The sequence below is a fragment of the Acinetobacter sp. GQ146 genome, from assembly GCF_059758585.1.
Genome location: NZ_JCAXDV010000002.1, coordinates 374,255 through 396,481, shown reverse-complemented (window position 1 = coordinate 396,481; position 22,227 = coordinate 374,255). Strand labels below are relative to the sequence as shown.

Genomic DNA, 22,227 nt, shown 5'->3' with positions numbered 1-22,227 from the left:
ACTCCTGTTAAGGCACTAATTGAGAAGATTTGGTCGCAAAAACATCATGCATCACGTTTGCATCAGGATGTCCTTGAATGGGGTCGTCCGGATAATAGGCAACATGCATGACCCCATGTGCATACAAATCTTGAATGGTTGAAGCTAGCTCTTGAGATGGGATTTTCTGATTGGTGCGCCAGTTGGTGGCTTGCAGTTCAAATACAGTTTTCTTGATGCCGTTCGGATAGCTTTTGACCCGTTGCAGAATGTCACGATAAAACTGATTTGCATCAGTGGCCTGTTCCATATAAGGCATGGCCATAATGGCGGTGAAATCATAACGTTGTAAGGACTGCTCTAAAGACTGTGAATACCAGTTTTCCGCATAAGGTTTGAGTGCCACTTGTGCATAGAGATTGCGTGCTGTGAGCAAGAAAGGCTCGTATTGACGAACTTGGCTGGCAAGCTGCATAGCAAAATCATCAATGCTTTTGGTTTTATACGCGGTCCATTTTTGTAATAGCGCATCGTCCGCACGAATTTGCGCTAAATTTGTCGGTAAGCCTTGTGCAGCATAAGCCTTTAAGGCACTTGGGCTAGCATCTTCATAATCGGACAAGGTGGTATCGTCATGGAATAAAATGCCGTTAAATGGTGTGGACTTGGCCAAATCTTGATAAATATCACTGATCGTATGGCGTGCTTGAGCGGAATAGGGAGATAAACGTAAATAGCCCATATTCAAATGATCTGTGCTGACTTGTTCAGTCACCACGACATCTTTACTCACAGGATTGTTTTTCAGTAAATCCCATGCCAATAAAGGCATCCAAGCGTAAATCCGGCTGACTTGGGTGCGGGTTTGAATCTGCCACGCTACGTGATTAAATAAATCAGCGCGCATAGGCACATGGCGATTCGGGAAATACACCATATCCGCAGAACCATCACCATCGGGGTCAGAGAAGGCTTGCAAATAGACGGTATTTACGCCCATGGTACGAATACGATCTAATAAAATCCCCAAATTACGTTCTTGCTGCTCGGGGTTTGGGTCGTAGATATAGTCCAAATCAATGTGCATGATTTTTTGTGCACGATTATTATCCCCCAAATTCATCTCACGATTTTTGATTTCTTGAGCAAGATCGGCAGTGGTCATATTGCCTTCAATCAAGATGCGATTTAAGGTCTGTAATGAACCACGGACATGATCGGGTCCATCATCCAAAGTGATGGTAATCGGCATGCCTAATTGTTTGGCAATCTGCACATCCTGCATGTTGTAGCGGCCATAAGGCCAAACCATGACGCGTGGTGCTTTTAGCCCATGGGCGGTGAGGAGCTGATTATTGGTTTTTAGGTCACGAGTAATTCGTGCGGTATATTGTTGATCGCTTTCATAACGCCGATGCTGGGCATCATATTCGCGGGTAATGGCAGCGGGTTCGGAGTTGCCTTGCGGATTGGCATTGATGCCGCGATGTAAATTAAAACTGTGATTGCCAATTTCAACCCAACCACTGTCTTGCATTTCTTTGAGTTCTGACCAAGTCAGAATCTTGTCTCGGCGAATTACATCATCACCAAAATGCACCGGTTGAGTGGTTTTTGGCGTGAGCCATGAACCGACCACCGCTAACACCACGGGAATATGTTTGGCTTTTATAATCGGGTAGGCATGGGTATAAAAAGATTGATAGCCATCATCTACAGTGAGTAAAACGGGCTTGGTCGGTAAGCGGTATTTACCTTGATGTGCCTGAATCAATTGCTCGACATTGACAAAGTGAAAGCCATTTTTTATGAGCCAATCCATGTGCTGACTAAATTGTTGTGGCGTTACCGCATAGGCTGGAATCAGCGCATCTTTGCTATCCGTGATTTCATGGTAGCCAATAATGGTCAGGGTTGAGGGATCAATTTTTGTAGGTTCTGCTGCGGTGCTGAGAGTGGCACTGAATGCAGATAACACGGCTAAGCACAACGGCAACAAAGGCGATGCAAAACGAGTCAGCATATGGATATCTTCTAAATGCGATTTTTTACGGGAGATTAGTGACCACAAAAACTCAAATTTGTATTTATTTCTGAGAGCCGACTAAGGTCTTTTGTTCATCGCGCATTTATAGACACTGAAGCTGAAAGTTTTCTTAAAAAAATGTGTTTTTTCTCATGATTTATACAGAAAAAACACAATCCAATACTGAAAAACTTGGCTGTATTTGAGGGTGAAGATCAGTTACCTGAAAAAATCAGCCAAAAAAAAGACCAGTATGATGACTGGTCTTTTTAATCGTGGAGCTAAAGATCCAAGATTTAGGTAATCTTTTGCAGAATTTGTAACAGCACATCAAATTCGCTTTGAAGCGGGGTGCTTTTACGGGTAATTAAAGCCAAGGTACGACTTGGTGCATCCTCAATCGGTTTTACGACCAAATCAGGATTGGCTTTAATCATATTGGTGTGTAAAGCAATTTCAGGCAACAGAGTAAAACCTAAGTTTGCTGAGACCATTTCAATCAGTGTCGGTAGTGAACTGGCTTTTAAGCGATGGTCATTTTTACGTTCACCAATCGGGCAAGCACTTAAAGCGTGATCACGTAAACAATGTCCTTCTTCAAGTAACATCAAACGGGATAAATCCAGATCTTCCAGTGTCACAGCTTGCGCTGAACGCTGATCAGATTTGTGACACACCAAGAACAAGTCTTCTTTGGCAATTTCAGCAACTTTTAAACCACGCGTGTCGAACGGCAGCGCCAGCAACACCATGTCTAGATTGCCATGTTCAAGTTTTTCAACAATCTTTTCACTTTGTGCTTCATGCAAATGCAACTGAATTTTTGGCAGTTGTTTATGCACTTCTTCAAGTAACTGCGACAAAATAAATGGAGCAATTGTTGGAATGACCCCTAAATGCAAGTCACCTGTTAAAGGCTCACTCATTTCACGACTTAAACGCATTAAGTCTTGAGCATCGGCAAGTAGAACACGGGCTCGGGCGACCACTTGTTCGCCAAGTGGGGTTAAACGTACATTTTGGCGGTCACGTTCAACGAGTACGCCACCCAGTAAGCGTTCAAGCTCCATGATCCCACCTGAAAGAGTAGATTGGGTCACGAACGAACGACGCGCTGCTTCAGTAAAGTGCAGCGTTTCCGACAGTGTTACAAGGTATGACAGCTGTCTCAGGGATGGTAATGCAGCCATAGTGTCCTAATGTTTAAGATTTAAAGTGGTGAGCAAATAATCCGCTAAGATGAGGAATGAAATGCGGAGGCATATCATGCCCCATTCCATCAATTAATTCAAACTTAGCGCCTGTAATTGCTTTTGCAACAGCCTTACCATGGCTAGGTGGGAGCAAGCGATCGCGTGAACCATGCACCACGAGGGTCGGTTGTTGAATCTGCTTGTCCAGTTGTAGCAAGGAGCCTGTACATAATATTGCTAAAAACTGTTGAAGTACACCCGCTGGGTAATAACTTCGTTGATATAATTTACGTGCTGTTTGCATGGTCTCGAGTTGGTTGATATAACCTGGCGAGCCAATCATGTTAAACACTTTCAAACTGTGGTTGATAATGCCTTCTTCATCATTCGAATCAGGTCTTCCAATTAAGCTGAACAGTTGTTTGGGAAAAGGAGGGGGTAATAACGGTTGATTATTACTGGTAAAGACCAACCCTAATTTACTGACCTTGTCTGGATTTTTTGCCGCCAGAATTTGGGCAATCATTCCGCCCATGGAGGCACCCAACACAAATACGTTCTCGAGTCCCATGCGTTCAATTAATAACGCAGCATCATCTGCCATATCATGCAGATTATAAGGGGCCCCTTGATTTTCTAAACCGAGGGCAAAACGTCCCATTAATTTAATGGTATTCAGCCGTGGTCCTTGATGACGAATTTTAGAAGACAAGCCAATATCGCGGTTATCGTAACGAATCACCCGATAACCGTGGTCAATTAATGTTTTACAAAAGAAATCAGGCCAGAATAATAATTGAGCGCCTAAACCCATAATTAACAGAATGGTGGGATGCTCAGGATGTCCACCGACTTCAACGTGTAATTCAATACCATTCCCCAAGTCTACCTTGGTTTCATGCATAAACGGGGTATAAGGTGAATTTTTGAATTGTAATGCGCTATTCATTCTTCTTGCTCCCCTAAAGAGGACACTCAAAATGTGAATGTCCTCTATATATTGAACTTAAACTGTGACAGGAATCAAGTCTGGAACTAACTTTGTTAGTGCTAGACGTTGCTTTGCAGCAGTGGCACCGAGTAAAACAAATCCACGCAGCGTGCCTGAATTATCCAGTGCTTTGGCAAGCATGCCATCATCAAACTCTTCTGTTTCCCAATTCACTTCCACATCAATCGGCGCAGGGAGAACCGTCAGCGGTGCAGCAGGTGTTTTTACCGCTACAGGCATAGCAGGGTAATGAACCGCAGTATGCTCACCATTCAAGGTTTTTGCTAAGGCGCGGGCTTGCTGCATAATAGGCATGACATAAGGCAGTAATGTGCCATTCACTTCCGCACAGTCACCTACCGCATAGACATCCGCCTGATTGGTTTCCAGATGACTGTTGGTGATGACACCACGACTGGTATGGATATTCCCAGTTTTGGCCAGACTGATGTTGGGCTGTAAACCCACTGCGGAGAGTACTATATCAGCGATGACAGATTGTCCATTGGCTAAAGTGACAAGATAATCACCATTCTCGACTTTGGAGACTTTTTCTACCGTTGTGCCCAACACAAAATGAATGCCAGTTTCTTCCAAATTCTCTTGAAACGCTGTCGCAATATGGGCAGGCAGTAGACGACCTAAAGGTTGGGCAGCTAAATCAATCACAGTGGCTTGATGCCCTGTATTTTGTAAATCGTTGGCAAATTCGCAACCGATCAGACCTGCACCTAAAATCACGACGCGTTTGTCTTGGCGTTTGTCTAAATTGCTACGGAATAATTTATAATCATTTAAAGAGTTAACAACATGAATATCGTCACTGCCATCGCCCGCAATCGCAAGGCGAATAGGGTTAGCACCAATCGCCAGAACCAATTTGGCATAGTCGAGTGTGGTCACTTGCCCATCTTTTTCTAAAATAATTTGATGTTGCTCGCTACGAATTTCTTTCACCCAAGTATGTGTTTCAATCCGCATATTGAGTTGAGCACTCATCTTTTCTGCATCACCTAATGCAATTTGTTCAGGAGATTTTTTGCCCGCTAGCGCATTCGATAACGTTGGCTTGGCATAATTGCTGGCTTCATCTGCAGTAATCATAACCAGTTCCTGCTCTGCATTTAGCTTACGGAACTCGCGTGCTACAGTATAGCCAGCCATACCCGAACCAATGATAACGATAGGATGCATTTTGTTCTCCCAAATAGGTTGTAAAAAAAGACCACACTCAGGGTCTTTTTGTTCTTATTAAATTTCAATCATTTCAAAGTCGGCTTTAGAAACACCACAGTCAGGGCAAGTCCAGTCATCTGGAATATCTTCCCATTTGGTGCCCGCCACGATACCGTCTTGCGGCCAGCCCTCTGCTTCGTCGTAAATCCATCCACAAACGATGCATTGATACTTTTTCATCTGATTCTCCAATTCTGATCGGGTCAATTAAGATCAGCAATAACTCATATACCGCATGGCTCTAATGATCTAATTGCTAGCGTTATTTTCGCCTAAATTTTTACGCAGTTCTAGGACGAATGTAAAGCAAATATCGGATTTTAATTAGAGAATAATGAATCAGAATGGCTGAGCAGGACAAAATATATCAATTCAAACACAGCAGTGTATTTTTGTTAGACAATTTCAAGTTGTAGGCTCAAAAAATGGATGAGTCGTGTATTATCCGACTAAAGTCGAGCAGATTTAAAAGGCTTAAATTATTATATTAAGATAACCTAGGTCTATAGTTAATATTTTATATAAAAATTATTTTTTAAATTCAATGTCTTGTAAGAATCATAAAAAACCAAACAAGCGGGATATGCTGTATATTTACTATTCAAAAAGTTGAATAAACGTTAAAATTCACCTATTCCTTTTGTTTTAAAATCCTCTCCCATGAAAAATTTGTCTGCTGTGTTGTGGTCACACATTCGTACTGTCCAAGATTTCCCAAAACCAGGGATTTGCTTCTATGATTTAACCCCTTTATTCATGAGCAATATTGGTCCATTGGCTGACGCGTTGATTGCGAGCATTCCAGCAGAGCAGCTGGCAGAAGTTGAAAGTTTTGTAGCTGTTGAAGCGCGTGGTTTTGTACTTGCGAGTTTGTTGGCTCAGCGTTTAAACAAAGGCTTATTGCTGGTTCGTAAAGCAGGTAAATTACCGCCTCCAGTGGTAGGTGTGGGCTATAGCCTTGAATATGGTGTCGACCGTTTAGAAATTGCAGCCGATATTCAACCGCAAAAAGTCATTATTGTGGATGATGTACTGGCGACAGGTGGAACTTTAAAAGCAGTCAAACAATTGATGGATAAATGTCATCATCAAGTCTTGGGTGCAAGTATCTTTTTAGATTTACCGACGATGCATCAGGATTTAGGCTTTAAGGTGTGGACAGTATTAGAAGAAAGTTCAAAACCTTTAGCAGCGGCAGTTGCTTAAGCTTCAAGATTGCTAGATATTCCATATAAGCCAGTCATCTATTGACTGGCTTTTTTTATGGCTTTTGCAATATAAAGGTTTGCTCAATATAAGCAATTAAAGCATTCAGGCGTTCTGGTGCAGCTAAACGATGATGCCCACCTTCAACTGCTTCCACTTGCATGTAGGGTTCAAGAAAACTGGTGGTGGCATACATATCCAGTACTTCATCCCCAAGTTCAATATAGGCAATCTGTGGGATATCATGCTCCAGATCTTGTTCCGAAATGGCTTGATAATCCTCACGAAAATCTGGAGCAAGGCTAGGATTTGCAACAATACACGGAATGCGATGTTGCAACGACATCTTAAGCGCCCAATATCCTCCAAGACTATGTCCAATTAATAGATCGGGTTTAATGGCAGAGAGGGCATTATGATAAAACTCTTCTACAGTTAAATAACTGAGATTTCGGTAATTGACATCCACACAATATTTTTTATTGGAATCAATGGCATGAAATATAGTCGACTCTTTGGACGAATCTAAGCCATGAAAGAAAAGAATTTTGGAGTGATCTATATTCATTGTTATTGCATTCATACGGACTCTTTTCACGAAGATGGAGTGAGTAAAAATATTCACTTTTCAACTTTTTAAAGCGCAGTTGATTGTACGAATCTTTAAACGGGTTTGATCTTAGCTTTTGGTCTAACAGCATTGAAGGCCTGTTGAATATTTGTAAATAACGTATTTAAAATTTCTCTATTTATTGTTGTTTTTCTTCACCTTGATTGTAGTGGGTTAATATTTTTTAACGATTTATTTTACTATCAATTAAAAATATTCAGTAACTTGGAGGGAAGAACAAAGCATGAGAACAATAAAATGGTAGAACATCTCCGCTATAGCATCAGTATTGATGCAAGCCCTGAAAAAGTATGGGATATTCTTTGGTCACCCGACACCTATACAGAATGGACGGTTTATTTTGCTGAGGGATCGAAAATACAGACCGAATGGAAGGTTGGGGCTAGGGCGTTATTTTTAGATACGCAAGGTGACGGTCTCATCACCACGATTTTAGTGTACATCCCGAACAGTTCGGTAATTTTTCAATATCAAGGTTTATTGCAAGGTGGCGTAGAGGATTTAAGTAGTCCTGAGGTGCAACAATGGCAAGGGGCATTAGAGCAATATAACTTGGAAGAGGTTGATGGAAAAACCCTGCTCACGGTAGAGCTGGAAACGATTGATGCCTATAAGGACATGATGGATCAGGCATTCGAGCATGGATTAAAAAGAGTAAAAGAATTGGCAGAACAATAGCAGTTGCAGTCCCTCGGTAAAAAGCTCAAATGTGAGCCATATTTTTGTTTGTGATAAATCATACGAAATCATGAAGTAATCTGCTATGCTATAGCACTTCATTTTTTAGTAAATTTTACGAGGCAGAGATGACGCAAAACAACGCTCAATCGACTTCTGAACAACCCATTTCCGAAAACGATTTAATTGCACAGCGTCATGCCAAATTGAAGCAAATTGAAGATCAAGCCAAACAAACGGGCGTTAGCCCATGGCCTAACTCATTTAAGCGCGAACACTATGCGCAAGATTTACAAGAACAGTTTGCAGATACAAGCAAAGAAGAAATTGAAGCAGCAGAACATGTATATGTATCTGTAGCGGGTCGTGTGATGTTGAACCGTGGTTCATTCATCGTCATTCAGGATATGACAGGTCGTATCCAACTTTATGTAGCACGTAAAGAATTAAGTCCTGAAACTTTAGAAACGATTAAGAGCTTAGATCTTGGCGATATTATCGCGGTGAAAGGCTATATTGGCCGTTCTGGTAAAGGTGATTTGTACGTTCACATTCAACATTTTGAATTGTTGACTAAATCTTTACGCCCACTTCCAGATAAATTCCATGGTCTGAATGACACTGAAGTGAAATACCGTAAGCGCTATCTTGACCTGATCGTGAATGAAGAAACACGTAAGACCTTTGAAATTCGTGCCAAAGTGGTTGCTGGTATCCGTGCATTTTTAAACAATGAACGTTTCATGGAAGTTGAAACGCCAATGATGCATGTGATTCCTGGTGGTGCATCTGCGCGTCCATTTGAAACACATCATAATGCATTGGATATGCCTTTATTCTTGCGTATTGCACCAGAGCTTTATTTAAAGCGTTTGGTTGTGGGTGGTTTTGAGCGTGTTTTTGAAATCAACCGTAACTTCCGTAATGAAGGGGTGTCGACGCGTCACAACCCTGAATTCACCATGATTGAATTCTATCAAGCCTATGCAGATTACAAAGACTTGATGGCGTTGACTGAGAACATGCTAGAAAAACTGGCTTTGGATATTTTGGGTAGCACTGATGTACCATACCAAGGCGAAGTATTTAGTTTTAAAGGTCCTTTCAAGAAAATTTCAATGTTTGATGCCATTCTTGAAAACAATCCGGACTTCACCCCTGAAAATGTGAATGATCGTGAATTCTTGGCCAAATTCACTAAAGAAGTGTTAAAAGAAGAAGTGAAACCTGGTTTTGGTTTAGGTAAGTTGCAAACCATCGTGTTTGAAGAAACCGTTGAAACTAAATTACGTCAACCAACCTTCATTACTGAATATCCAGCGGAAACATCGCCTTTAGCACGCCGTAATGACCATAATCCGCATATTACAGACCGTTTTGAGTTCTTTATTGGTGGTCGCGAGTTAGCCAATGGCTTCTCTGAGTTGAATGATCCAATTGACCAAGCAGAACGCTTCCAAGCACAGGTTGCAGAGAAAGATGCGGGTGATGATGAAGCCATGCATTATGATGCCGAGTTTGTTGAAGCCTTGGAGTATGGTTTACCGCCAACTGCAGGTGAAGGGATTGGTATTGACCGTTTGGTGATGTTGTTTGCTGATGCGCCAAGTATTCGTGATGTGATTCTATTTCCACATATGCGTCGTAAAGACTAAGCTAAAATTCGTTATTGTAAAAAACCCGCTTCGGCGGGTTTTTTATTGCAGATTTACAACAAAAATCAATACTCAGGTTGCAATCTTGAATCAAAGAAAATATGGTAGTCGGCAGAATTAACTAACGAGAAAGTCACGATAATGTTTTTAAAAAAATCTTTAGTTTCGGCGTTGTTACTCTTGTCAGCGTCATCGGGTTTTGCGCAAGGGATTGTCGTGAATAATGAAGATTTACGTTCGGATTTGAATTGGTTAAATCAACAGGGTGTTATTCAAATCAGTACTTCCACATGGCCAATGAGTGGGGATGAGATTCAACGTGCATTGTCACAAGCAAAGGTTAGTGCACCAGCACAACAAAAAGTAATTGATGCTGTTTTAGCCAGTTTAAGTGCAGATAATCACATGGCTAAAGTGAGCCTATTTGCAGCAACAGATGAAAAGCAATTCCCCCAAGTCTATGCTGAAAGTAATAAAGCTCAATATGTAGGCGCATTAGAATTAAATGCTGGTAGTGAAAATTGGGATGCAAAATTAAAGATTAATGTCGAACAAGACCCAATGATTGATAATGGTCAGGATCGTGACATTAATGTAGAAGGTTCTTATCTAGCGGGTAAACTTTGGAATCAGTGGTTAATCGCGGGTCAAATCCCAACATATTGGGGACCAGGTCATGATGGTAGCTTGATTCGCGGGGATGCTAGTCGCCCTGTGTATGGTTTTACAATGCAGCGTGCAGATCAAAGTGCCTTTGAAAGCAAATGGTTATCTTGGATTGGACCATGGCAATATCAAGCCTTTGCTGGACAACTCGATGATTATGATGCAATTCCTGATGCAAAATTACTGGGATTTCGTTTAACTGCGCAACCGTTGCCTTATTTGGAACTGGGTGCTTCGCGTACTCTTCAATGGGGAGGGGAAGGTCGTTCTGAAAGTTGGGATTCTTTCTGGAATGCCATTAAAGGAAATGACAATTTCTATAGCTCTGATGAAGATAAGTCAAACCAACTTGCAGGCTTTGATGCCCGTTTAAATTTAAACCAATGGTTAAATGTACCATTCAGTTTGTACGGCCAATATATCGGTGAAGATGAAGCAGGGCTACTGCCATCCAAAAAAATGTATTTAGCTGGGATGGATGTTTCTTCCAGCTATAAAAATATGCCATTTCAACTCTATACAGAATGGGCAGATACACGAACGAATGGTGATGTAAAAGGTATCTCTTATAATCATTATGTTTATACAGATGGCTATTACCAACACGGTTTCCCATTAGGTCATGCCATGGGCGGTGATGGAGAAATGTATTCGATGGGCGGAAATATACGTTTTGATGCTAAAAACAGAGTCTCAGGGCGCATCTTAATGGCTAAAGTGAATCAGTCGAATTCAGATATTAATCAAGCCTTTGCAGAAAAAGATGAAATTAAAGCACTCGACTTAACTTGGACGCATTATATGCGACCTGATATTCCTTTGAAGTTAAATGGTTGGGTGAGTGATTCAGATGTGCATGGCAATGATACAGGGCTTTCTGTCGCTGTGGATTTACCATTAGACCCGAAAGCATGGGGATATTGATTAATTTTTATATAAAGCCTCACTAATGTGAGGCTTTTTTTATGCTTGAAGCGCCTGTTGAATCCTAATTTTCATAGATAAAATTTGCTGAAAAATAAATTGTTTAATCCATTGAACGGCTTCACCCATCGGATTAATTTTCAGTGCGGTTTCAATAAAACTTAATTGTTGCGTGTGAAGCAGTATCGTTTCCAATCGCGCTAAAATAAAAGATGAGCTAGAACATAGGGGAAACTCTATTAAAAATAGTGCTTTGGGGTAATTATAAAAACTATAAAGCAGATTAAAGGCACGTAGTTTGCCCTTAAGTTGATGGATGCCTATTTCATTCAATGGATTTTGATTGCTATAAGTGAGTCCGACCAACATATTCAGCTGATTCTCTGTTATTTGAAGACCGAATTGTAATCCGACCTGATCATCACTGAGCTCATGCTGTGCGAAGACATTTAATGGTATACCATCTTCTAAGCTGGGTTCCTGTAAGACCAGAATGTTTTGGTGTTGATGAATATGTCCGGCCAGTTGCTGCTGTTGTAATTTGGATTTTATGTTGTGAAGATCAAACATAGATCAAGACTCGCCAAAAAATCAGATGAGTTTAGATCTTGGATCAAGGAATAAACATGCTGGATTGAGATAAAGATTATCTCAAGATAGAGTCAATCAATCTTAAATGTGTATGAGAATAAATAAAGCCCACGCAAAAATGTGTGGGCTTACGCTTTAAGCTGGTAAATCGAACCAGATAAACTGGCTATCGCTTAAAGCCTTGAGGGAGGCTTCTTCTGCGAATGCCATCGCATCACCTGCTTTTAAATGCTGACCCTCGATCTCTATTTCACCTGTAATCATGTGTACATAATTGACTTGATGCACCGCTTTTACCACTAAAGTATGAGACGCTTGTAAAAAGGCCGTTTTTACTTCACATTGTTGTCGAATATGCATGGCGGCATTCGAATTTGCACCAGCAATCAGATGCCATTGATTTGGCTGTAACTTTGGATCACATGTGATTTGCTGGTAATTGGGTTCAGCATTACGCACATCAGGCTGAATCCAAATTTGCAACATATGCACAGGGGTATCTCCCTGATTGATCTCACTATGTTGCACGCCAGTACCTGCACTCATGAGTTGCCATTCACCAGCACGGATGTGACGTTCGTTGCCCATACTGTCACGATGCGAGATGGTGCCTGCTAGGACACAGGTTAAAATTTCCATATTGTCATGGGGATGCGTACCAAAACCATTATGTGCGGCAATCACATCATCATTGATAACGCGTAACACGCTCACCCCCATATACTTAGGGTTATACCATTGACCAAATGAAAAACTATGTTTGGACTCTAACCAGCCCGCTTTTACGTGACCTCGGTTTTCACTATGATGGACAAAACTTTGCATGATCATCAGCCTATTTCTAATATCTTCATGAGCTTATCTTAGTGTTGTAATAGTGTTGATTAAACTGAATTTAAGCGACGAATCATCCTGTTTATGCAACAAAACTGATAACTTAGCCTGTTTTTTAGCAAAAAAATAGCCTGCATTAGCAGGCTATTTGTATAGAATTTAAGATTATTCTAAGAATTTAACGGTCACGCCAGAACGGACTTTTTTACCTAAATCATTGGCATCCCAGTTGGTTAAACGAATACAGCCATGCGATGCTGTTTTTGAAATCGCAGAAGGGTTTGGTGTGCCGTGAATACCAAAAGATTTTTTACTTAATCCAATCCAGATATTCCCTACAGGACCGTTAGGACCTGGTGGTAAAGACAATGGTTTTAAGTTTTTACCCTGAATAAAGTTACTTGGTGAATAGCTGTACCATGGATTTGGTGCGACACCCGTTACTTTGTAAGTGCCTTCCGGAGAAGGTGTGTCAGAGCTACCAATCGTTGCAGGGAAAGATGCAATCATTTGGTTGCGACTGTTAAATAGATACAGTTGTTTCGCACCTTTGTGCGCAACGATCAAATGAATATCTTCAGGTAATTCATTGCGAATATTGGTCACAATGATTTTTTCGCCTGCTTTTTTAAATGTTGCTTTCGGATTAAGTTTCTTTAAGAAATCTTCATCCATATGGAATTTTTCACCCAACATTTCAGTCACACGAGTGTAGTACAAGCCTTTCATTTTTGCTTGTAATGCATAGTCGTGTGGAATAGATGGTGCATATGGACCTTGAAGATCAGCATCAGTAATGGTGTATTCCACAAAAGCAGGTCGGTTGCCTTGCAGAGAAACCAGTTTATCCCAAGTTTCTTGAGTGAGCGTGCCTGTAGGTTTTAAACCATTCATTTGCTGAAACGTCGCTAAGGCTTTTAAGGTATTTTTACCGCTGGTACCATCAATCGCACCTGGTGAAGCATGTGAATTATTCAACATCACTTGAGTGCGAGCATAGACAGGGAATTGCCCTTTGCCAATATTGTCAGACCACATGGCATTGTTTAAGCCATCAAGTGTCCAAGATGCTTTAACGGCTGGAGAAGTCGCTGCTGCTGGTGTTGTTGAGGTAGCAACTGCTGCACTAGCAGGCGCTGTACCAATATCAGCAGTATTATCTTCAGTTTGTTGAAGATTTTGCAAAGTTTGCGAAGCTTTATTTAAGTCCTGTTGTTCTTGTGGCGTAATTTGCGCATCAGCATTGACATCTTGTGCCGCTGAAGCTGAGCCAGTTGCAAGAGGATTGATCGGATCTTCAATAGCAGTATTCGCAATGACCTTCGGATTTAAGGGTTGTTCAGCAGTAGTAGCTGTGGCAAATGCAGTGCCAGCAAAAATGCAACTTAAACTCATTGCGAGTATTGTGCGAACGAACATGTAATTCAACCTTAAGAATTATTCATTTACTATGTGACAAAACTACGCAAGTATTGCAGAAAAACTGGGTAGATGCAGTATTTGTTTTGTGTAAATATGCGTTTCTATGTCACCTGAAAATAAATTTTAATAGCGAGAGAAGTTATTAAAATTTAGTCCTTTTTGTTATGATGCTGCATAGATTAAATGAAGCTAGGAAAGTCAATGACGACCTTAAAAAATGATCGTTTTCTGCGTGCCTTATTACGTGAGCCTGTTGATACAACGCCTGTATGGATGATGCGTCAGGCAGGTCGTTATTTACCAGAGTACCGTGAAACACGTGCCAAGGCTGGTGATTTCCTCTCTTTATGTAAAAATACTGAATTTGCTTGCGAAGTAACTTTGCAGCCCTTGCGTCGTTATGACTTGGATGCGGCTATTTTATTTTCCGATATTTTAACCGTGCCTGATGCTCTGGGTTTAGGGTTGTATTTTGAAGCCGGTGAAGGGCCTAAGTTCCATAAAACTGTTCGCACTGAACAGGATGTCATGAATTTGCCAACATTTAATGCAAAATCTGATCTTGATTATGTAATGAATGCCGTATCCACGATTCGCTCTGCTTTGGGTGGTCAAGTCCCGTTGATTGGTTTTTCGGGTAGTCCGTGGACGCTTGCCACCTATATGGTTGAAGGTGGTTCAAGTAAAGATTTCCGATATACCAAGCATATGATGTATGCCCAGCCTGAAGTATTGCATGCTTTACTGGATCGATTGGCGATTGCCGTGATTGACTATTTAAATGCACAAATTGATGCAGGTGCTCAAGCTGTTCAAATCTTTGATAGTTGGGGCGGGGCATTGGCACACCGTGAATATATCGAATTTTCATTGAACTACATGCAGAAAATTGTGTGCGGTTTAAAACGTGAAAAAGATGGACGTAAAATTCCAGTGATTTTATTCACTAAAGGCGGTGGTCAATGGTTAGAGCCGATGGTGGCTACAGGTGCTGATGCCTTGGGTCTGGATTGGACCACACACTTATCTGTAGCACGACAAGTGGTGAATGGGCGAGCAGCATTGCAAGGTAACCTAGATCCTGCAACGTTGTATGGTTCGGCGCAAGCAATTCAAAAAGCGACACATGCAATGTTAGATGATGCCTACGCAAATGGTGAAAAAACTGGCTATGTGGCGAATTTAGGACACGGCATTACCCAATGGGTCAATCCCGATCATCCGAAGGTATTTATTGATACCGTGCATGAATATAGCGCCAAGTACCTCTAAGTAGAAGGTGCAGTTTTAACGTGTTAAATGTCGCAAAATCTTGTGTTGAATTTTCTTATAAGGCAGCTTCGGCTGCCTTATTTGGAATTTTATTGTTAATCGCATTTGTACTGACCGCACCACTGGGCTATGAACAGCATTATGGCTTCTATCGTTACGATTATTTGCTCTTTTATGCCTTAGTTATCCAATTTTGTTTGTTGTATTTAAAGCTGGAATCTTGGGCCGAAGCCAAAGTGATTGCTTTATTCCATATTATGGCCATGGCGATGGAAATTTTTCTGACCCATCCAGCAATTGCGTCTTGGCAATATCCGCAACCTGCATGGTTTAAAATTTGGACGGTGCCATTATTCGCGGGCTTTATGTATTCCGCCGTGGGAAGTTTTTTTGCCCGATCTTTACGACTTTATAATGTGTCTTTTGAGTTTTTACCGAAATTTGGCCATATGTTGACCTTGGCCGTCTTGTCCTATATCAACTTCATGAGCAAATTCTTTGTTCCAGATATCCGCTATATATTGTTTGCTTGGAGTGTGTGGATGTTCTGGAAAACCAAAATCAGTTTTGAGTTGCAACATCACAGTATTCAACTGCCGATGTTACCTATTTTATGGGTTTTAGCTTTTATTATCTGGATTGCGGAGAATGTCAGTACCTTCTATAAAATTTGGCTTTATCCGAGTCAGGTGGATGCGTGGCACATGGTCGGCTGGGGCAAACTGGGTTCATGGTACTTATTGTTATTGTTAAGTTTAGTCTTGGTGCTGAAAATACTTGGAACACGTGATTTATATGGTTGTTGGAAGCTAAATAATTAGTTATTTTAATAACTTATATTAAATTTTATAACTTTAGTATAAATTGTTTTGCGTTATTAGAGATATACGGATAATCTAAGTTTGTGTAATCCAACATTACATGTAAATAATTAGAACACTCAGAGAATAATTCTGGAGAAGTGCAATGTTAAAAAAAGTAGCGTTAGCAGCAGTATTGGCAATAGGTTCTACAGCAGCATTTGCAGATAACGATGCAGGTTGTGGTATCGGTTCTGAGATTTGGGCTGGTCAATCAGGTAAAGTGGCAAAACTCCTTGCCGCAACAACAAATGGTCTTTTCGCTAACCAATTATTCGGTATTACATTTGGTACGCTCGGCTGTAGTGGTTCAGGTACAGTCACTGCTCAAGTTGTAACTTTTACCAATGAAAATGCGGAATCTTTGGCGCGTGATATGGCAGTCGGTCAAGGCGAAAGCTTGAATGTACTTGCGGAATTACTCAACATTAAAGCAGAAGATAAAGCACATTTCTTCGCGGTATCTAAACAAAACTTTGCTGAAATCTATTCAACTGAGAATAAAGATTCTTATCAAGTTTTAACGTCTTTACAAGCTGTCATGGCGAAAGACACCGTACTCAAAGCTTACGTTTAATCGATAGCTGCTAAACCCTGTCAATTCGGCAGGGTTTTTTATATGAAAAAAATTAAATTTGAATGAAAAAGATTGCATTATTTACGGCTATTTTAGGTTCGAGCATGGCGTATGCTGTAGAGCCAACATCTTCCATTTCCTCTATACAACTGGCAACGCAAAAGCAATTGGCGCAGCAGACGACTTGGCAACGGCTGATGTATGCAGACGCTAAAGGGCAAAGTGAGGTCAGTTACGCAGGTTATTTCTTGACTCCTGAGGGTGGCAAGCATTTGCAGGCAGAATTAAATGCCAATGTCGCTGCCTTATTTGAACCCGCCGCTGCCAATCAATCCGTTCGTTGTCGTTTTCCTGCTCGCAGTCAATGGCTGATCAAGCAGTTAAATATTCCGAATACGGCACTGCCGAATGTTGAGTGTCCAGAATTGGATAAATGGCTGGGTGAAATCAAACCCTATAAAGCCACATTAATTTATGCCACTGACTTTATGGGCAATCCAAGCTCTATGTTCGGTCACACCTTATTGCGACTCGACCCTAAAGATCAAAAGCAACTGAATTTGGTTTCTTATGCAGTCAATTATGCGGCGACGGTTGCTGGGGCTGATGGTTGGTCATTTGCGTGGAAAGGCTTAACTGGGCAATATCCTGGCGAATATTCATTAATGCCGTATTATCGAAAAGTAAAAGAATATGGCGACCTAGAAAGCCGTGATTTATGGGAATATGAGCTGAATTTAAATCCTGATGAAACCCGTTTTTTGGTTCAGCATATTTGGGAAATGCAGCATGTAAGTTTTCCTTACTACTTTGTCAGTGATAATTGCGCATACCGTCTATTGGGGCTGATTGATTTGGTCAGACCAGAGCTCAATCTCAAGCAGCAATTTAAAGTTGCAGCCATTCCGATGCAGACCATTAAGGCTATTGATCAGCAGGGGATCGTGAGTGAAACTGTGTATCGTCCCGCCTTAGAAACGCAATTATTGGCTCAAGCTCGACAACATGGTCAAGCCTTGGCGAAAACGGCTCATCAGGTGGCATTTGCTGAGCAAAAGCAAAGAGCAGAAATTTTAGCGCCATATACTGAAATTGATCGTGCCAAAATTTTAGAAATGGCCTATGACGATTTATATCTACAATTTGTTGCCCGAAAAGTTGATGTCAGTTTTGCGCAGCCAAATTTACGTGAACTGTTAACGCTGCGCAGTGCGATTGATTTAGATAAACAGCGTCAAGCGCCTGAACGTCCGCGCATGGATCCAACACAGTCGCATGATGCACGCAATTTTAGCCTTAAAGCGGGGCAGGTTCAGGGCGATAACTTTATAGAATTGAGCCATCGTCAGGCTTACCATGATTTGATTGATCCCCAAGGAGGTTATCGTGTTGGCACGCAATTACTGTTTTGGGATGGTGCTGTACAAGTCCGTGATGATGAATTGAAATTAGAGCATTTTGATTTTCTTACAGTAAATTCGTATAACCCGATTACGGCATTTAAGACACCCTTAACTTGGGGATTTAATTTGGGGTGGCAACAAGAAGCCCTAACATCATCAGGTCAGTTTAGCCCAGATGATCAGCATGGCGTGGTGAGTTTAAAAACTCAAATGGGGTATAGCTATGCAGATGCCAAACGTGAAAATTTATGTTACGCACAGATGCAAACCTATCTACAAGGTGGAAAATCATTGGATAAGGGCTGGCGAATAGGCTTGGGTCCAACCCTAGGCTGTCAAAATATTTGGACTGAGCGTATAAATTCTATTGTGCAAGTCGAGTTACCATATTGGGAAGATGCCCATGCATGGCAGCTTCGCCTTAACTCACAATTACAATATGCATTTAATACGCAGAATGCGGTTCGAGTTGCTTGGGAATATCAAAGTCAAGACCATCAGGACTGGAATAAGTTCAGCTTGGGTTATGTGCGGTTTTTTTAAGTTTGAGCAGATAAAAAAAGGCACTTTTGGAAGTGCCTTTTTAATGGAATCTATTTTTTGACTAATTGACCGTGTTCATCGATTAATAGTTCGCCATCTTCTTTGCAAAAACTACCACGCTGCGGTGCGGATAAAATTTCTAAAACCACTTCAGAAGGACGGCACAAGCGTACGCCTAATTCAGTTACGACGAAAGGACGATTGATCAAAATTGGATATTGCAGCATAAAATCAATGAGTTGATCATCAGTATGTACTGAATTTTCAAGCTGAAGTTCTGTATAAGGTGGCACATTTTTTCGTATGACTTCACGCACAGAAAGACCAGAATGCTTGATTAAATCGATCAATTCCTGTTTAGTAGGCGGGGTTTTGAGATATTCAATAATTTCTGGTTCTTGACCAGTGTTTTGTATCAGTGCAAGGGTATTTCTGGACGTACCGCAAGCAGGATTATGATAGATCTTAATCATTTCGACATCTTTATTTGGTTAAAATAAACTTTGTTGCATTTATATATGGATATCCGTATATTTGCAATCATTAAATTTGGGCTGCACAATGGATCAAACTGATTTTTTTAAATGTCTCTCCGACCCTACTCGTTTGGCGATTATCAAATGGGTTCTGGCTCGAGAAAATGTCTGTGTCTGTGAACTGACTGAGTTGTTACAGTTAAGTCAGCCGAAAATTTCACGACATTTGGCATTGTTAAGAAATCTGTCGGTTTTATTAGACCAGCGCCAGGGGCAATGGGTCTATTACCGCGTGAATCCAGACTTACCAGAATGGGCCAAGGCGGTGTTATTGATAATTGCACAATCAGCACAAACCGAGATGCATTCGTCTTATATGGATGGAGTGCTGAACGTTCACTGCGATTAATCTGCTGAAATTAGAAATGAAGAGCTGCTCGGGAACGACGCATTTTCATGCTGATTTTTGACTGAAAATGAGTGTTCAGGTATGCGATATGCCTGATTCGTTTTGTGATCATTCGTAATCTCTGTTTGAGTTTGTTTTAGGCGGATTAAAAGACCGCGCAAATTGCCCCATTCGGACAATGAATAAAATCTCCTAGATTGAGTAATCTCATGGCTTCTTCCAGACTTTCTTTTTTAGACCGCAACCTGACGTTGTGGATTTTTATTGCTATGGCGCTTGGGGTGGCCATTGGGGTCTTTATTCCTCAAGCTTCGGTGGCTTTGAACCAAATGCATGTAGGAAGTGTCAATATTCCCATCGCGATTGGTTTGATCGTCATGATGTATCCGCCTTTGGCCAAGGTGGATTATGCCGCCTTGCCTGAAGTCTTTAAAGATAAACGCACGCTGACTTTGTCCTTGCTACAAAATTGGCTGATTGCACCCTGTTTGATGTTTGTACTGGCAATTGTTTTTTTACAGTCTTATCCAGAATATCTGACGGGCTTGATTTTAATTGGACTGGCACGTTGTATTGCCATGGTTTTGGTTTGGAATGATCTGGCTTGCGGGGATAATCAATACGTTGCAGCCTTAGTTGCCTTTAACAGTATTTTCCAGATTTTGTTTTTTAGTAGCTATGCGTGGTTGTTTTTGAGCTTTTTACCCCCGTATTTCGGAGTGGAAGCGCAAGTTATTCAAGTCAGTTTCTGGATGATTACCCAAGCTGTTTTCATCTATTTGGGTATTCCATTCTTGTTAGGTTTTCTAACCCGACTCATTTTAGTCAAACAAAAAGGCTTGGCATGGTACCAAACCCATTTCCTACCTAAAATTGGTCCTCTTAGTTTGATGGCATTGTTATTCACGATTGTGGCGATGTTTAGCCTCAAAGGTGGGGAAGTGGTGAGCCTACCGCTGGATGTACTGCGTATCGCGATTCCATTGACGATTTATTTTGTGGTGATGTTCTTTATTAGCTTCTTTATGAGCAAATGGATGGGCAATAACTACGCACGTACCACGGCAATTTCCTTTACCGCAGCAGGTAATAATTTTGAACTGGCATTGGCTGTAGCAATTGCAACCTTTGGTTTGGCTTCACCAGTTGCGTTTACCACAGTGATTGGTCCCTTGGTGGAAGTTCCGGTGTTAATTGCTTTGGTCAGCGTGTCGTTGTGGTTAAGAAAAAAATATTTTAAAACTGAGGTGTTGGGATGAGCTTTGCCCATATTGATTTAGATTTACTGCCTAAACCAACCTTGGAACAGGTACAAGCCAAATCCATCGAACATCCACCTCGAATTTTACTGTTGTACGGTTCTAATCGAGAGCGTTCTTATAGCCGTTTGGCGATACAAGAAGCAGGGCGAATTCTGGAATATTTTGGTGCGGAAGTCCGAATTTTCCACCCTAAAGGCCTGCCTTTGCCAGAAGATGCCGACCTTGAACATGCTAAAGTTAAAGAGTTACATGAGTTGCTGGCATGGTCGGAAGGAATGGTGTGGTGTTCACCAGAACGACATGGTTCGATGAGCTCGATTTTTAAAGCGCAAATTGACTGGATTCCGCTGGCGGCAGGTGCTATTCGTGCCACGCAGGGTAAAACCTTGGCATTGATGCAGGTTTGCGGTGGCTCGCAATCGTTTAATGCCGTTAATCAAATGCGTATCTTGGGGCGTTGGATGCGCATGATTACCATCCCTAATCAGTCTTCGATTCCGAAAGCATTCTTAGAATTTGAAGAAGATGGCTCAATGAAAGATTCGTCTTTCTACACCCGCATTGTGGATGTGATGGAAGAGTTGTTCAAATTTACGCTGCTGACGCGTGGACAATCCGCCTATCTGACCGATCGTTATTCTGAACGGGTTGAAAGCGCAGAACAGCTATCGAAGCGTGTGAATCAACGTTCGCAATAAGATAAAAATAAACCCCGAATCTGTCGGGGTTTATTTTTGGCGATGCATTGAAATGAATTAGTAGCTTTCTGGCACTGCACTGAGAAATTCACGACGTGATTCTTTATCGGTTTTAAACTCGCCGATAAATGAAACAGTACGGGTCGTGGATTCTTGTTTTCCTACACCGCGCATCATCATGCACATATGTGCTGAATCGATGACTACAGCGACACCACGTGCTTGAGTCACTTCAGCAACTGCTTCTGCAATTTGCTGCGTCAAATTTTCTTGAATTTGCAAACGACGGGCAAACATTTCAGTAATACGTGCAAATTTAGATAAGCCGAGGACATGACCTTCTGGTAAATAGGCAATATGAACGCGACCATAGAAAGGAAGGAGATGGTGTTCGCAAAGCGAATAAAATTCAATATTTTTCACCAGAACCATTTCACGGTTATCCGACGGGAATACCGCTTTATTGGTGACTTCTTCTAGCGTCTTACTATAACCAGACGTTAAATACGAAAACGCTTTAGCAGCACGCACAGGTGTATCAACCAAACCTGGACGATTCAGGTCTTCACCAACGGCAGTTAAAATGTTTGCGTAGGATTGCTGCATAGACATAAGACGTTTTCACTTACTCTTATATTGAACAAGGACGGCATTGTATCAGAAAACCCAAACAATGCCGTGTTTAATATTAAAAT

At 41.3% G+C, this 22,227-nt stretch carries 22 protein-coding genes; 11 read left to right on the top strand and 11 right to left on the bottom strand.

The genetic code is table 11. The features are described 5' to 3' along the window. Window positions 1-7: 7 nt before the first annotated feature. The 5 genes from pgaB to rubA all read right to left on the bottom strand — a co-directional run bounded on the left by pgaB (window position 8) and on the right by rubA (window position 5,605). Entirely contained in the window at window positions 8-2,002 is a 1,995-nt protein-coding gene (gene pgaB, locus AC6CHI_RS05130; protein ID WP_498119850.1) for a poly-beta-1,6-N-acetyl-D-glucosamine N-deacetylase PgaB, read from the bottom strand. A 299-nt stretch (window positions 2,003-2,301) separates the two neighbouring features. Then, window positions 2,302-3,195, bottom strand: a complete 894-nt coding sequence (oxyR, locus tag AC6CHI_RS05125) for a LysR family transcriptional regulator OxyR (RefSeq protein WP_498119849.1) — start codon at window positions 3,193-3,195, stop codon at window positions 2,302-2,304. A gap of 13 nt (window positions 3,196-3,208) precedes the next feature. Beyond that, the gene (gene estB, locus AC6CHI_RS05120; protein ID WP_498119847.1) at window positions 3,209-4,147 is read right to left on the bottom strand and encodes an esterase EstB; all 939 of its coding nucleotides are present in this window, start codon (window positions 4,145-4,147) and stop codon (window positions 3,209-3,211) included. A 57-nt stretch (window positions 4,148-4,204) separates the two neighbouring features. Continuing rightward, window positions 4,205-5,383 carry an FAD-dependent oxidoreductase gene (locus tag AC6CHI_RS05115; RefSeq protein WP_498119845.1) on the bottom strand — a complete coding sequence of 393 codons (1,179 nt, stop codon included), beginning with the start codon at window positions 5,381-5,383 and terminating at the stop codon, window positions 4,205-4,207. A gap of 57 nt (window positions 5,384-5,440) precedes the next feature. Then, complete coding sequence (gene rubA, locus AC6CHI_RS05110) at window positions 5,441-5,605, bottom strand: rubredoxin RubA (protein WP_100241419.1); 165 nt, start codon at window positions 5,603-5,605, stop codon at window positions 5,441-5,443. 480 nt (window positions 5,606-6,085) lie between these two features. On the opposite strand from rubA, the gene AC6CHI_RS05105 reads away from it, so the two are divergent. Then, complete coding sequence (locus AC6CHI_RS05105) at window positions 6,086-6,631, top strand: adenine phosphoribosyltransferase (RefSeq protein WP_498119843.1); 546 nt, start codon at window positions 6,086-6,088, stop codon at window positions 6,629-6,631. Between the two features lie 55 nt (window positions 6,632-6,686). Here AC6CHI_RS05105 and AC6CHI_RS05100 read toward each other — a convergent pair whose 3' ends face one another. Further along, window positions 6,687-7,199, bottom strand: coding sequence for a YqiA/YcfP family alpha/beta fold hydrolase (locus AC6CHI_RS05100; protein WP_498120055.1), 513 nt, complete (start codon window positions 7,197-7,199; stop codon window positions 6,687-6,689). A gap of 300 nt (window positions 7,200-7,499) precedes the next feature. On the opposite strand from AC6CHI_RS05100, the gene AC6CHI_RS05095 reads away from it, so the two are divergent. The 3 genes from AC6CHI_RS05095 (at window position 7,500) to AC6CHI_RS05085 (ending at window position 11,185) form a co-directional block, all read left to right on the top strand. Beyond that, entirely contained in the window at window positions 7,500-7,940 is a 441-nt protein-coding gene (locus AC6CHI_RS05095; RefSeq protein ID WP_498119841.1) for an SRPBCC family protein, read from the top strand. A gap of 128 nt (window positions 7,941-8,068) precedes the next feature. Continuing rightward, complete coding sequence (gene lysS, locus AC6CHI_RS05090; protein ID WP_498119840.1) at window positions 8,069-9,595, top strand: lysine--tRNA ligase; 1,527 nt, start codon at window positions 8,069-8,071, stop codon at window positions 9,593-9,595. A 141-nt stretch (window positions 9,596-9,736) separates the two neighbouring features. After that, window positions 9,737-11,185: a capsule assembly Wzi family protein gene (locus tag AC6CHI_RS05085; RefSeq protein ID WP_498119838.1), complete on the top strand. Its 1,449-nt coding sequence runs from the start codon at window positions 9,737-9,739 to the stop codon at window positions 11,183-11,185. Between the two features lie 39 nt (window positions 11,186-11,224). Here the strand turns inward: AC6CHI_RS05085 and AC6CHI_RS05080 are convergent, their stop codons facing one another. The 3 genes from AC6CHI_RS05080 to AC6CHI_RS05070 form a co-directional block, all read right to left on the bottom strand. After that, entirely contained in the window at window positions 11,225-11,755 is a 531-nt protein-coding gene (locus tag AC6CHI_RS05080; protein ID WP_498119836.1) for a hypothetical protein, read from the bottom strand. A 156-nt stretch (window positions 11,756-11,911) separates the two neighbouring features. Then, entirely contained in the window at window positions 11,912-12,601 is a 690-nt protein-coding gene (locus AC6CHI_RS05075) for a pirin family protein (protein WP_498119834.1), read from the bottom strand. 174 nt (window positions 12,602-12,775) lie between these two features. Beyond that, a complete protein-coding gene (locus AC6CHI_RS05070; protein ID WP_498119833.1) occupies window positions 12,776-14,029 on the bottom strand; it encodes a L,D-transpeptidase family protein in 1,254 nt (417 codons plus the stop codon). A 204-nt stretch (window positions 14,030-14,233) separates the two neighbouring features. Between AC6CHI_RS05070 and hemE the strand changes: the two genes are divergently transcribed. From hemE to AC6CHI_RS05050, 4 genes are all read left to right on the top strand, one after another. Continuing rightward, entirely contained in the window at window positions 14,234-15,304 is a 1,071-nt protein-coding gene (hemE, locus tag AC6CHI_RS05065) for a uroporphyrinogen decarboxylase (RefSeq protein WP_458891319.1), read from the top strand. Window positions 15,305-15,324: 20 nt separating this feature from the next. Continuing rightward, on the top strand, window positions 15,325-16,125 hold the full coding sequence (locus tag AC6CHI_RS05060; RefSeq protein ID WP_498119831.1) for a DUF817 family protein: 801 nt from the start codon (window positions 15,325-15,327) through the stop codon (window positions 16,123-16,125). 145 nt (window positions 16,126-16,270) lie between these two features. After that, window positions 16,271-16,741, top strand: coding sequence for a DUF3015 family protein (locus tag AC6CHI_RS05055; protein WP_498119829.1), 471 nt, complete (start codon window positions 16,271-16,273; stop codon window positions 16,739-16,741). Between the two features lie 62 nt (window positions 16,742-16,803). After that, a complete protein-coding gene (locus tag AC6CHI_RS05050; protein WP_498119827.1) occupies window positions 16,804-18,687 on the top strand; it encodes an Lnb N-terminal periplasmic domain-containing protein in 1,884 nt (627 codons plus the stop codon). Window positions 18,688-18,737: 50 nt separating this feature from the next. On the opposite strand, the gene arsC is transcribed toward AC6CHI_RS05050, so the two are convergent. Continuing rightward, complete coding sequence (gene arsC, locus AC6CHI_RS05045) at window positions 18,738-19,160, bottom strand: arsenate reductase (glutaredoxin) (RefSeq protein ID WP_498119825.1); 423 nt, start codon at window positions 19,158-19,160, stop codon at window positions 18,738-18,740. An 88-nt stretch (window positions 19,161-19,248) separates the two neighbouring features. On the opposite strand from arsC, the gene AC6CHI_RS05040 reads away from it, so the two are divergent. The 3 genes from AC6CHI_RS05040 (at window position 19,249) to arsH (ending at window position 21,532) form a co-directional block, all read left to right on the top strand. Then, on the top strand, window positions 19,249-19,572 hold the full coding sequence (locus AC6CHI_RS05040; protein ID WP_458891324.1) for an ArsR/SmtB family transcription factor: 324 nt from the start codon (window positions 19,249-19,251) through the stop codon (window positions 19,570-19,572). 209 nt (window positions 19,573-19,781) lie between these two features. Continuing rightward, window positions 19,782-20,831: an ACR3 family arsenite efflux transporter gene (arsB, locus tag AC6CHI_RS05035; protein ID WP_498119822.1), complete on the top strand. Its 1,050-nt coding sequence runs from the start codon at window positions 19,782-19,784 to the stop codon at window positions 20,829-20,831. Continuing rightward, window positions 20,828-21,532, top strand: coding sequence for an arsenical resistance protein ArsH (arsH, locus tag AC6CHI_RS05030; RefSeq protein ID WP_498119820.1), 705 nt, complete (start codon window positions 20,828-20,830; stop codon window positions 21,530-21,532). The genes arsB and arsH overlap by 4 nt, the downstream gene beginning before the upstream one ends. A 57-nt stretch (window positions 21,533-21,589) precedes the next feature. On the opposite strand, the gene folE is transcribed toward arsH, so the two are convergent. After that, window positions 21,590-22,138: a GTP cyclohydrolase I FolE gene (folE, locus tag AC6CHI_RS05025; protein ID WP_171069590.1), complete on the bottom strand. Its 549-nt coding sequence runs from the start codon at window positions 22,136-22,138 to the stop codon at window positions 21,590-21,592. Window positions 22,139-22,227 lie beyond the last annotated feature (89 nt).